The organism is Oerskovia sp. NPDC060338 (assembly GCF_042726295.1).
Taxonomy (GTDB): domain Bacteria; phylum Actinomycetota; class Actinomycetes; order Actinomycetales; family Cellulomonadaceae; genus Oerskovia; species Oerskovia merdavium.
The window spans coordinates 143,264-155,978 of record NZ_JBHXCQ010000014.1; the positions used below are offsets into that span (position 1 = coordinate 143,264).

Genomic DNA, 12,715 nt, shown 5'->3' on the forward strand with positions numbered 1-12,715 from the left:
GTGGGGCCGCCGCGCCGCCCGGGGGGACGGGCGACGCGGCGGCGGCGATGGGCTACCCGCAGGTGGCCGGCTGGAAGGGGGACTCGACGACGGTGCTGCCGCCGTCGGCCCCTGAGGCGGTGGTCTCGACGACCCCGGTGGCGTCGGCAGCGTCGCGTACCCGGAAGGTCTGGGACGCGGACCGTCCCGGTGCGACCCCGACGAACGTCTTGGTGCCCGCGGGCGTCCGTACGACCACGTCGAGCGGGACCGGCTCGCCGTTCACGACGCGGACCGACAGGTACTGGACCCCGGCCGTACACCTCGTGGTGGCCGTCGTGCCGATCGACAGGTCGGTCGCGAGCTCCGGGTCGGCGGCCCCCGGGGCGAGGGCCTGGAGGCTCGAGAGCCCCGGCCCGCCCGCGGCCCAACCGTCGACGGTCAGGGCGACGTAGCGCGTGGTCGCTCCGATCTCGAGCGAGCCGCGGGCGGATCCACCCTCGATCCGGCCGACGTCCGTGAACGTCAGACCGTCGTCGCTGACCGAGACCGTGGCCGCAGGGGCGTCCCCGTCCCAGCGCGTGACGACCCGCCCGACCTCCTGCGGGGCACCGAGGTCGGTGACCATGCGCCCCTCGGCGGAACCCGGCGACCAGGCGGTCGACGCGTCGCCGTCGACCGCGAACGACGGTGACGTCATGCCCGACGGGAGCACCGACGCCGGGAACGTGAGGGTGCTCAGGGCGTGGTCCGCGACGGGGAACGGGGTCGCTCCCCGGAAGCGGAGCGTCGTGGGCGACGCCTTGCCCGGGACCGCGACCTCGCGGGTGTCGCCCGTCTCGACGTTGCGGAGGACGAGCGAGACGGGTACGGCCGACGTGAGGACCACGGTGCGCGCGTCGGTGACGTCGGCGTCGAACGACCCGCTGACCTGCGAGACGTCGAGCGTCGCGCGGGGTGCCAGGACGACCGCGCTGCCGGCCGGGACGCTCACCTCGACCTGGGAACCGGCAGCCGTCACGCGCTGCGTGCCCGGGTACAGGGCCGCGGTCGGGCCGTCGTGGGCCACCGTGACCGTCGTGGTGACCGGCGCGCCGGTGAGGTTGAAGACCGACAGGTAGCCGTCCAGAGCGCTCACGAGCGTCCCGGGCGAGCTGCTCGTCGGGACGGCGCGCGCGGCCTGCTGAGCGGTCGCCGCCGCGTCGCCGACCACGGCCTCGACGAGCCGGGGGCCCGTGGCACCGTCGGCCAGGCGCACGACGTGCTTGGTGTCGCCCGAGCGGGAGACGGTCAACGGGGCGTCCGTGCCGCGGACCACGAACCCGCCCTTGCCCTCGATGTTGATCCAGCCGCCCTGCGAGCGCAGGACCTCGTCGCCCTTCTCCTCGTGCCGCCCGGCGTCGTGCCAGGTCGTGCCGTCGGTCGAGGTCTGGATCACGTACACGTCACCGGCCGACGCCTCCCAGCCCAGCTCGACCCGGGACACGTCCTGGACGGTGCCGAGGTCGACCTGCACCCAGGAGTCGGGCCGGGTGCGGTCGGTGCGCGAGACGGCCCAGCGGGTGTCGGCCTTGCCGTCCGTGACCGCGGTCGCGGGCTTGCCGTCGTCGGCGCTCGACGCGGTCGCGGGCCTGCCCGCCGCGAGGTTCGTCGCCCCCAGCGGACCGAACGCGCGCAGGTGGTAGAGCGAGTACCCGTAGTCGGCGTTGCCGCGGACGCCCTGCATGCGGACGAACCGGGCGGGGGCGGAGGAGGAGCCGTCCGCCGCCGTGAGGTCCACGGTGTCGAGGCGCGCGACGTTCGCGTCCTGGGCCGACTTCCCGTAGCGGGACGCGACGGTCCAGGTCGTGCCGTCGAGCGAGGTCTCCACGGTGTACTCGGCGCCGGCCGAGACCTCCCACGCCAGGCGCACCGAGGCCAGCGTCGTCTCCGCGCCCAGGTCCACCTGGACCCACGAGTCGGGGCGCGTGCGGTCGGCCTTGGAGACCGCCCACCGGGTCGTGGGGCTGCCGTCCGTGACGCGTACGGCCGTGCGGCCGCCCTCGGTGTCCTGGCTCGACGCGGTCGCGGGCTTCCTCGCGGCCAGGTCGACCGTCCCGTCCGGGCCGTAGGCGTGGAACGCGTACATCGAGTAGCCGTACGTCGCGTTGCCGCGGATGCCCTTCATCCGCACGTAGCGGGCCTGGACCTGACTCAGCGCCAGGTCGTCGACGCGTGCGGCGTTGGCGTCGGCCGGGTCGACGGCCGGGACGACGGGGTTGGCCGCGGTGACCTCTCCGTCGGACGTCGTGTAGGTGCGCGACCCGTCGAGCCCGTCGTACCCGCCCATGTCGAGGTTGCGGACGGTCACGGTCCCGTCGGTGGGGCCTGCGCCCGTCGAGGCGTAGACCGCCGACCCGGTCGGGAGCGTCACCTGGCCCGCGTACCCGTCGCCGATCCGGAAGACCGAGGCGGTCCCGTCGAACCCGTCCCTCGCGGCGGTCGAGACGTCGACCGACCGGGCGCTCACCTGAGCCGAGGCGCTCGGGTAGAGGAAGGGGGAGCTGCCGGAGAGGTGGAAGAGCCACGAGTCCTGCTCGGGGACCCAGGGGAACTTGACGAAGCCCTGACGGCTGACCGCGCCGGCCCAGGCGTTCGCCGACTGCTGGACGACGAGTCCCGGTCCCGCGCCGAAGTCACGGACTCCCGCGAGACGCTCGAAGAGCTCGTCGGAGGGGGTCGGGGTGACCGGACCCTCGGGTGACTCGGCGCTCGCGACGTGCAGGAGGTAGGAGATCGCGATCTCGGCGCGCGCCTCGGGCTCGTACTTGGCCTCGCCCGAGAACTTCGTCAGGCGGTAGACCGGTGCGTACATCTGGTAGTCCGCGAGGGCGTCCGCGAGGCTCGCCTCGGCGCGGGCCGCGTCGGGGTCGCGCAGGACCTGGCCGAGGAACGCCACGGGCAGGACGTCACGGCCGTAGAGGAACTCGCGGTCGTTGACCATGGGCATGAACGGCTCGCCCTGCTCCGACATGACGAGCTGGATGGACCGCCACAGCTCCGCGGAGTTGGGTTGCGCGAGCAGGATCTCCGGGACGGGCTCGCCGGCCAGGAGGAAGTGGATCGCGTTGCGCGCCCCCGAGCGCCACACGTCCGACTGGTAGTGCGGGCCGAACGACCCGTGGTTCTCCACGATGTAGGTGTCGTAGACGTTCTGCATCGTGTTGTCCGAGACGGGAGCGCCCGCCACGACCGCGGGGTTGTTCCTGTCGGCCGTCGGCTGGCCCGCGGCGTTGCGCCCCCAGGTCGCGAGCTGGTCGGCCCAGCGTTCGGCGTCGGGGTCGTCGGGCGCCCAGGCGAGGCCTGGAGCGAGGGCCTGCGTGTAGACGCCGACCTCCTCCTGCGCGGTGTCGCCCTTGTACCCGCCCGTGGGCCAGTGGGCGTTCCAGCTGCCCGACAGCGGGTCCTGGGCGAAGTCCAGGTCGGCCGTGTAGCGCGACTGCTCGGTCGCGATCTTCGTGAGGTTCGCGCGCGTCGTCGCGTCGAGGTCGTCCCACAGGAGGCGGCCCGCGGCGAGGAAGTACGACTGGAAGGTCGACTCCCAGAACAGCTTGCGCCCCCAGGTGCCCTGGGGGTTCACGAGGCGGTTCGACGCCGCGTAGTGCGTGATCGTCGAGAGCGTGTGCGCCTTGAGGTCCGCGCGCGAGATGCCGGCGAGCTCGGCGTCGTACTCTCCCTGGGTCACGAGCACGGCGTTGCCGAGCACGACGGCGAAGTTCATGTCCTTGAGCTGGTAGACGCCAGCGGCAGGGTCGTAGACCGACTCGACCCACCGGGTGTGGCGGAGCAGCGCCTCGTAGTACTTGGCGGCCGTCTCGTCGGGGGCGCCGTAGGCCGGGGTGGTCGCGGCGGACGCTGCGCTCTGGTCGATGGTCGCCGGCACCCCGGTCGCGGATGCCGTGGTCGTGAGGCCCGCGAGGAGGAGAGAGCCCGAGGTCAGGGCGACGACGGCGGTCCGGAGCGCGCGTCGACCGGGCCGGCGCGAGGGCCGTGGCCCGGGAGCGCGGTCCGCCCGGGGGAGGAGGGGCGTGCGGTGCATGGTCGGCTGCTTCCTGCGTCGTCGTCGACGCATCCGAGGGGCGGAGGTCCTGGGGGCGGGAGGGTGTTCCCGCCCCCAGGGGTCGTGCTCACTGTCCGCAGGTCACCGCCGCGTACCCGACGTCGGCGACGGTCTGGCGCACGTCCTGCGCGTCGCTCGGACGCGCGGTCACGGTGGCGCTCCCGGCCTCGACGTCGGCGGACCGGGTCGAGAAGGTCTGCGCGGCAGACTTTCCGGGAGCGACCTGCGAGAAGGTCTTGGTGCCCCACGGCGTCGCCACGACGACGTCGAGGGGGACCGAGTCGTCGTTGACCACGCGGACCACGACGGCCCCGGTCCGGCCCGTGCACTGCGACCTGGCGCTCGAGGCGACCTCGACCCCCCGGTCGACGATCGGCTCGGAGGTGCCGACCGCGAACAGGTGCATCACGCCCTTGTCGGTCCCCTGCGGCAGGATCACCGACTCGATCGTGCGGGCCGGGTCGACCGACACCGGCACGGTGCCGAAGACCTTGGCCTGGGTCGTGTCCTTGGTGCCGTTGGCCTTGTTGCGACCCGTCGTGGTCACGACCGGGACGTTGCCGAACTGGTAGGAGGTCCCCGGGGTCCAGTCCGTCAGCTCGACCTGGACGTCCTGCCGGGTGCCGTCGGTGTAGACGACCGTCGCCGTGCCCTTGGCCGGCCCGTTGGTGGCCAGGCCGAGGAACGAGATCTTCTCGACACGGACGCCCATCGGGACGCTCTGGCCGTGGGGGATCCAGTTGTCGGGCGCTCCGGGCGCGGCATCCGGCCACGTGTAGGTGACTCCCGTCGTGCCCAGGGGGAGGCGAGCGCCGGGAGTCGCGCCGGCGGAGGCGAGGTCGGCGCGGGACAGGGTGTTGTCGGACGCGTCGATCGACCCCGTCGCTCCCTTGCCGTCCGTCGTCGTGCCGATGTTGTTGAAGACGTCGCTCCCGTCGGTGAACGACGGCGGGACGTCGGCCTCCCCGGTGCCCCAGGTGCCCGGGGTCGAGCGCATGGTCAGGTCGAGCGTGCCGCCCTGCCGGGTGAAGGACTCCGGGAGCCACGACGCCGAGGACGTGGCGCCGTCGACCCGGAGGGAGTCCACGTAGCGCGAACCGCTCGACGCGCCGGGCGCCGTGACGGAGATGACCCGGGGCGCACCGTCGGAGACCCGGCTCGTGATGGTGACCTGGTCGAACGTGGGCGACGACACGAGCAGCTCGGCGCGACCGAAGATCGCCGGGTAGAGGCCGAGGTTGGACCAGACGAACCAGGACGAGAGCGAGCCCAGGTCGTCGTTGCCGGGAACGCCCGTGGGAGCGGTCGTGAAGAGCTCGGCCCGAGCGCGGTCCAGGGCGTCCGTCGTCTTCGCGGGCTGCTGGAGCCAGTGGTAGACCGAGGGCGTCGAGGTGCTGGGCTGGTTGCTCATGTAGGCGTACGGGGTGTTGTAGACGCCTGCGTCGAGCCGCGTGAGGTGCTTGTCGAGATCGGCCGTGACCTTCTCGACCCCGCCACGCTTGGCGATGAGCGTGCTCATGTTCTGCGGGACGGCCCAGCCGTACTGGTAGCCGGTGGCCTGGTCGAACTGGTTGCCCCGCTCGCCGAGGTTGAACCCGCGGTCGAAGCCGTTGCGACCGCGGGGACGGATCTCGCGGGTGACCGGGTCGAACACGTTCTGCCAGTTCTGGGCGCGCTGCATGAACCGGTCGTACGCCGCGTCGTCGCCCAGGCGCTGGGCGAGCTGGGCGATCGAGAAGTCGTTGGTCGCGTACTCGAGCGTCGTCGAGGTCGAGACGGCGTTCTTCGCGTTCTCGACGAACCCGAGGCCCGCGAACTGGTACCCGTTGTCGCGCTTGTTCCGTGCGGGGTCGAGAGGCAGGACCTGCGAGGAGACGAGGTGCGTGAGCGCCGCCTCGCGGTCGTAGTCGGTGCTGCCGAACGCGTCGATGACCGAGAGGACGGTCGGCAGGGAGTCTCCGCTCATCTTCTGCTGCGCCACGCCGAGGTGCGGCCAGTTGGGCCAGTAGCCCGACTGGTCCACCAGGTCGACGATCGACTGGTTGATGTCGGAGGCGACGTCGGGGAAGAGCATCGCGACGAGCTGTGCCTGGCCGCGGTACATGTCCCAGCCGGAGTACGTCGCGTAGTGGTGACGCCCGGGGTCCACCTGGCGGACCGTGCCGTCGTAGCCGAAGTACTCGCCGTTGACGTCGTCGTAGGTGTTCGGGTGCAGCAGCGAGTGGTAGAGCGCCGTGTAGAGGGTCACCTGCTCGGCCTCGGTGCCCCCCGCGACGTCGATCGTGCTCAGGGCGTCGCGCCAGGTGGTCTCCGCCGATGCGCGCGCCTCGTCGAACGTCACGTGGGCCGCCTCCGTGGTGGCGTTCTCCGCGGCGTTCTCGATGCTTACGTAGGACAGGCCTGCCTTGACCGTGACCTCGGCCCCGTCGGGGAAGGTCACGAAGACGCCCGCGCCGTGCCGCTTCTGTGCGGACGCGCTGGTCGAGCCGACCGTGACGTCCCCGCCGGTCCAGGTGCCGGACGAGACGATCGGCTGGTCGAACGTCGCCGAGTAGTAGGCCTTGTAGCGCCCGCCGCCCTCGCAGACCGGTGCGGTCTCGACCCAGCCGGAGATCGTGCTGCCCTCGATGGTCACCCCGCTGCCGAAGACGCTGTTGTTCGACCCCGTGGTGTTGAAGATCAGGGTCGACGAGTCGGCGTCCGCGGGGAAGTCGAAGCGGCTGATCGCGGTACGGGTCGTCGCGGTGAGCTCGGTGGACACGCCGTTCGCGAGGTCGACCGAGTAGTACCCGGGTTCGCCGACCTCGTCCGCGTGGTCGAACGCGAGGTAGTAGGGCTTGACGTCGGTGCCGGGGGAGGACGGGAGAGCGCCCTGGGAGGTGAGGGGGCCCGCGTAGGGCAGGACGGGAAAGTCGAACGCGCCGTTGCGGTTGACGCAACCCGTCCCGGACAGCCGGTTCATGCCGAACCCCCGGATCTTGTCGGCGCTGTACTCGTAGCCGCCCCGCATGTCGCCGTCGCGGGTGCGGAAGGTCGTGGGGCTCGACTGGACCATGCCGAAGGGCACCGTCGCGCCCGGCCAGGTGTTGCCGTACGCCGCGTTCCCCTTGTTCTGGGAGAAGTCCTCGGCGGTACCGATCCAGGGGTCGACGGCAGCGAAGGGGTCGAGGTGCACGAGATCGGCGCCGGCGGAGGGCTGGGCCGTGGCGGTGCTCGGGGCCGTGAGGCCGAGGCCTGTGACGAGGGCCGCCGCCGCGACCAGCGCGGGCAGACGGCCGCGGGTGCGGGAGGGGGAGGCTGGGACGGGCAAGGGACGTGTCCTCTCGGGGGTGCCGCACACCCCGGGGCGCGCCCGGGAGCGGCGTCGCGCGTGGGGTGCGCGGCGCCGTCGGGCAGGTTCGGGGTGGGGCAGGTGGGGCGAGGGTCGGGCGGGCGTCGGGTCTGTCGCCGCGGGTTGGGCGGCGGGCTGGTCCGCTGTCCTGTCTGTGTGCTCGTCTCGACTTGACAGCGCTGTCATGGTCGGGTATACTCACCCTATACACACCGGGGTCGTCCTGACCAGCCCCTCGTTGCGACGAGTCGGTCAGGTGGCGCTCCGGGCCGGGACGCGCTGGGGTGTGGAAGAATCCCGCCAGTCGATCGTGCGGGGGTGGATGTGGTGGCCAAGGACGGCCGAGCTGCACGCGGTGGAGGTCGCCCGACCCTCGCGGCGGTGGCCGAGTCCGCTGGAGTGAGTCTCAAGACCGCTTCTCGCGTGCTCAACAACGAACCGAGCGTCTCCGAGCCCACCCGGCTCAAGGTCCGGGCGGCGGCCGACGCGCTCGGCTTCCGTCGCAACGCCGTGGCGGCGGACCTCGCGCGCGGAGGCGTCTCCCGGCTCGTCGGCTTCGTCACCGGTGACATCGCCAACCCGTTCTACTCGGACCTCGCGAGCGGGATCGAGCGCGAGCTGCGCAAGCACGGGCTCCAGCTCATCACCGCGAGCTCCGACGAGGACGCGGATCGTGAGCGCGAGCTGATCGACGCGCTCATCGAGCGGCGGGTCGCCGCGCTCTTCATCGCCCCGACTGCGGACGACCACTCGTACCTGCGTTCCGAGCTCGCCGACGGCGTGCCGATCGTCTTCCTCGACCGCCCGCCGGGCGGGATCGACGCGGACACCGTGGTGCTCGACAACCGGGCCGGGGCCGCGGCCGCCGCCCGCCACCTCGTCGACCAGGGGCACCGCAGGATCGCGCTCGCGGGGGACTTGCCGCGGCTCTGGACGTTCCGGGAACGTCGGGAGGGTTTCGTCAACGCCCTGCGGGACGCGGGCATCGAGGATCCCGAACGCTACGTGCGCGACGGGCTGCACGACGCCGAGACGGCCCGCCTCGCGGTCGAGGAGCTTCTCGCGCTCGACGAGCCGCCCACCGCGATCCTGACGGCGAACAACAAGATCACCCAGGGGGCGCTCCGGGCGCTGCACCCCGCGGCGCGCGGCGCACGGCGAGACGTCGCGCTCGTCGGGTTCGACGACTTCGAGCTCGCCGACATCCTCGAGGTCAGCGTCGTCGGCTACGAGGTCTCCGCGATGGGCCAGGAGGCCGCACGGCTCGCCGTGGCGCGCATCGAGTCCCCAGGGGAGCCCGCGCACCTGCGCGTCGTGCCCACCGTCCTGATCCCGCGCGGGTCGGGCGAGATCGCCCTGGCGACGCCCCTGGAGGACGTGCCGGCGGTCGGCTGACGCGCGCCCGTCGGCGATGACGTCTCGATCTTCGGGGCGCCGGGCGATCCGTGCTCCTGCAGGACGTCCGCGCGGTGCTGGGGCGCTCCCCGCGGCACCGCTGCCAGCTCTCGTGCCCGCAGGACCCCGCGTCCGCGGCGCACGCACGCCCAGGTGCCCGGTGGAGGTCGTGCGCGGCGGTGTCGGCTGAGCGGGACTGGGTCCCGCCCAGCGCAACGTGGATTCGCCCAGCGTGACCCGTGCCGTCGGGAGTCAGGGTGCCACCGGGTGATCCGCGGAGCCTGCCCGGCGCCCCTCCGGCCGTGAGGAACCGCGGGATGTCGGGGTTCGTGGGGGAGGCCGCTTTGTCGCCGTCGTCCTCTTCGGGCCGCCCTGAGGTCTCCCCCAGGTAACGATTCGGCGCAGTTCTTTGACAAGTGGCGTCGGGCCGCCGTACGTTCGTCCTGTTCCTGACAGCGCTGTCAACACGAAAGTAGGATCCCATGCGTAACGGATTGCGTGTCGCTGGGGCACTGGTGGGCACCGCTGCCCTCCTGGCCCTCGCAGCTTGCAGCGGAGACTCCGGCAACGACTCGACCGGGGGTGGCACCGACGCCGCCTCGGGCGGCAACGTCGAGGTCTTCACCTGGTGGGCAGCCGGTTCGGAGAAGGCAGGGCTCGACGCCCTCGTCACGGTCTTCGACGAGCAGCACCCCGACTTCACCTTCGAGAACGGCGCGGTCGCCGGTGGCGCCGGCTCGGCCGCGAAGGACCTCCTCCAGACCCGGCTCCAGGCCAACGACCCGCCGGACACGTTCCAGGCCCACGCCGGCAAGGAGCTCACGGACTACATCGACGCCGCGCAGCTCGAGGACATCTCGGACCTGTACGACCAGTACGGCGTCAAGGACGTCTTCCCCGAGGACCTGATCGACCTCCTCACGGTGGACGGCAAGATCTACTCGATGCCCTCCAACATCCACCGCTCCAACATGGTCTGGGCCAACCCGGCCGTGCTGACCGAGGCCGGCCTCGACCCGGCCGCCACGTACGAGTCCATGGACGACTGGTTCGTCGCCCTCGACGCCGTCAAGGCCACGGGCAAGACCCCGCTCTCGGTCGCCACGACCTGGACCCAGGTCAACCTGCTCGAGACGGTTCTCATGGCCGACCTGGGCGCCGAGGCCTACAACGGCCTGTGGGACGGTTCGACCGACTGGGAGAGCCCCGAGGTCACGGCAGCTCTCGAGGACTTCCAGAAGCTCATGAGCTACACCAACACCGACCGTGACGGTCTGGACTGGCCCGAGGCGACGCAGCTCGTCATGGACGGCCAGGCAGCGTTCAACGTCATGGGCGACTGGGCCGTGGCCGCGTTCGAAGAGGCCGGCAAGACCGCCGGTGCCGACTTCACGTACTTCCCGGTCCCCGGGACGGACGGCATGTTCGGCTTCCTCGCCGACTCGTTCACGCTCCCCGTGGGTGCGAAGAACCCCGACGGCGCCAAGGCCTGGATCGAGACCGTGTCCAGCCTCGAGGGCCAGACGGCGTTCAACAAGGCCAAGGGCTCCATCCCGGCCCGTACCGACGCGAACCCTGCTGACTTCTCGGAGTACCAGCAGACCGCCATCACGTCCTTCGCGGAGGACACGATCGTCCCCTCGCTCGCTCACGGTGCGGCTGCCTCGATCGCCGTTCTGAACGGCATCTCGGACGCGACGAGCAAGTTCACCTCGGGTGCTTCCGACCTCGCGCAGTACCAGGCCGACCTGGCCGCCGCTGCCGCCGAGTAAGGACGCCTGACCGGTCGACCGGGGTCGTCCGTCGCGGAGCTGCTCGCGCAGCTCCGCGACGGGCCCCGGACGGCCCGCCCCACCCCGCCGTACCCGCAGCTCGTTTCCTACGCACCGTCACCGGCAGGGCCCCGTCGCACCTCTGTGCGCCGTGAGAGCCGTCGGGAGGTGCCCACACCTTGGGAGGATCACCGGTGATCCAGTCCGCTCGACGATGGGGCCCGCCACTGCTCCTCGTCGCCCCGTCACTGATCTTGGTGGGGGTCTTCGTCTACGGCCTCATCGGGATCAACTTCTCCACCTCGACCACGGACATGCACAAGGCCGCGCAGTCCACGGGGCAGGCCCCCGTCTCGCGGGTCGGCTTCCAGAACTACCTCGACCTGCTCGCGAGCCCGGAGTTCCAGCACTCGCTGATGAACCTCCTGATCTACACCGTGGTCTTCCTGGTCGGCACCATGGTCGTCGGCTTCGTCTGGGCCTGGCTCCTCGACAAGCCCATCAAGGGCGAGGGGTTCTTCCGCGCCGTCTACCTGTTCCCCATGGCGGTCTCGTTCGTCGCCTCGGGCGTCGTGTGGCGCTGGCTCCTCAACTCCAACCAGGGGGAGAACGCGAGCGGCCTCAACCGGCTGTTCCAGATGATCGGTCTGGACGCCCTCCAGAACAACTGGTGGAACAACGTCACGTTCGGTATCGCCGCCATCGCGATCCCCGCGATCTGGCAGCTCTCCGGCTATGTCATGGCACTGTTCCTCGCGGGCTTCCGCGGGATCCCGGACGAGCTGCGCGAGGCGGCCCGCATGGACGGCGCCAACGAGTGGAAGCTCTACCGCCACGTGCTGTTCCCGCAGCTCACGCCGATCGCCCTCTCGGCCCTCATCATCGTGGGCCACATGTCCCTCAAGGCGTTCGACCTCATCATGTCGATCTCCAAGCCCTCGAACTACCAGACCAAGGTTCCGGCCGTCGACATGTACGTCTTCAAGTCCAGCTTCGACTACGCGAACGCTGCGGCCGTCGGCGCGATCCTGCTGGTCATCGTGGCCTTCGTGATCGTGCCCTACCTGATCTCCCTGAACCGCAAGGAGAAGATCCGATGACCGCCGTCGCCACGCCCGTCGAGGCGCAGACCCCCGGCTCGGGATCGGGCTCCGGTGCGGCAGGCTCGCGCCGGCAGAAGAAGCCCGTCCAGCGCTTCTCCCTGGGGCGCACGCTGCGCTACGCGATCCTCATCCTGTTCGTGCTGATCGTCCTCGTGCCCGTCTACGTCCTGTTCGTGACGAGCTTCAAGGGGGCCGGTGACGCGGCCCCGAGCCGCGCGTGGAACCTGCCCCAGGTGTGGACCACGGAGAACTGGCAGGCGGCCTGGACCGCGCTGTCGCCGGCGATCCTGCGCACGCTGCAGATGGTGATCCCCTCGGCGATCATCGCGGCGTTCCTCGGGTCGCTCAACGGGTTCGTGCTCTCGCGCTGGACCTTCCGCGGGGCGAACCTCGTCTTCACGCTCATCCTGTTCGGCATGTTCATCCCGTACCAGGCGGTGATCATCCCGCTCAACCAGCTGGTCCAGGACCTCAACCTGCCGAGCGGCATCCCGACGCTGATCCTGCTGCACGTGATCTACGGCCTGCCGATCACGACCCTGATCTTCCGCAACTACTACCAGACCGTGCCGAACGAGCTCATCGAGGCCGCGCGCGTCGACGGCGCGGGCATGCTCCGCACGTACTGGTCGATCGTCCTGCCGATCTCGATCCCGAGCTTCGTGGTCGTGCTCATCTGGCAGTTCACCTCGGCGTGGAACGACTTCCTCTTCGCGGTGTTCTTCTCCTCGAGCCAGAACGGCCCGGTCACGCTCGCGCTCAACAACCTCGCGAACGGCGCCCTGCTGCAGAACTACGGCGTCTCGATGGCGGGGGCCCTGTTCGCCTCGCTCCCGACGCTCATCGTCTACATCCTGCTCGGCAAGTACTTCATGGGCGGGCTCATGTCCGGCTCCGTGAAGGGCTGACGTCCGGCTGCCGGCCCGCCCCGTGCGGGGGCCGGGGGGGGGGGCCGGGGCACCGCGGGCGGGTATACACCTCTGACGCGGCCGGCGCATGCGAAGGGGTTTATGTGAGTGGGAGGCGGGGCAAGAAA

The 12,715-nt window shown here is 71.1% G+C and carries 6 protein-coding genes; 4 read left to right on the plus strand and 2 right to left on the minus strand.

The window, feature by feature from the left end; translation table 11 throughout:
* Positions 1-52 precede the first annotated feature (52 nt).
* Together ACFWGN_RS17740 and ACFWGN_RS17745 are read right to left on the minus strand one after the other, a co-directional pair.
* Positions 53-4,057, minus strand: a complete 4,005-nt coding sequence (locus tag ACFWGN_RS17740) for a discoidin domain-containing protein (RefSeq protein WP_377618694.1) — start codon at positions 4,055-4,057, stop codon at positions 53-55.
* An 88-nt stretch (positions 4,058-4,145) separates the two neighbouring features.
* On the minus strand, positions 4,146-7,388 hold the full coding sequence (locus ACFWGN_RS17745) for a GH92 family glycosyl hydrolase (protein WP_377618696.1): 3,243 nt from the start codon (positions 7,386-7,388) through the stop codon (positions 4,146-4,148).
* Between the two features lie 402 nt (positions 7,389-7,790).
* On the opposite strand from ACFWGN_RS17745, the gene ACFWGN_RS17750 reads away from it, so the two are divergent.
* The 4 genes from ACFWGN_RS17750 to ACFWGN_RS17765 all read left to right on the plus strand — a co-directional run bounded on the left by ACFWGN_RS17750 (position 7,791) and on the right by ACFWGN_RS17765 (position 12,587).
* A complete protein-coding gene (locus tag ACFWGN_RS17750; RefSeq protein WP_377618698.1) occupies positions 7,791-8,804 on the plus strand; it encodes a LacI family DNA-binding transcriptional regulator in 1,014 nt (337 codons plus the stop codon).
* Positions 8,805-9,286: 482 nt separating this feature from the next.
* Entirely contained in the window at positions 9,287-10,576 is a 1,290-nt protein-coding gene (locus tag ACFWGN_RS17755; RefSeq protein ID WP_377618700.1) for an ABC transporter substrate-binding protein, read from the plus strand.
* 194 nt (positions 10,577-10,770) lie between these two features.
* Positions 10,771-11,676 (plus strand): carbohydrate ABC transporter permease, encoded by a 906-nt coding sequence (locus tag ACFWGN_RS17760; RefSeq protein ID WP_191801029.1) that lies wholly within the window; start codon positions 10,771-10,773, stop codon positions 11,674-11,676.
* Positions 11,673-12,587, plus strand: a complete 915-nt coding sequence (locus ACFWGN_RS17765) for a carbohydrate ABC transporter permease (protein WP_191801027.1) — start codon at positions 11,673-11,675, stop codon at positions 12,585-12,587. The genes ACFWGN_RS17760 and ACFWGN_RS17765 overlap by 4 nt, the downstream gene beginning before the upstream one ends.
* Positions 12,588-12,715: the final 128 nt, after the last annotated feature.

Bases quoted from the DNA above. Each gene is read 5' to 3' on its own strand.
- ACFWGN_RS17740 (WP_377618694.1), bottom strand. From the start codon at position 4,057: ATGCACCGCACGCCCCTCCTCCCCCGGGCGGACCGCGCTCCCGGGCCA.
- ACFWGN_RS17755 (WP_377618700.1), top strand. From the start codon at position 9,287: ATGCGTAACGGATTGCGTGTCGCTGGGGCACTGGTGGGCACCGCTGCC.
- ACFWGN_RS17765 (WP_191801027.1), top strand. From the start codon at position 11,673: ATGACCGCCGTCGCCACGCCCGTCGAGGCGCAGACCCCCGGCTCGGGA.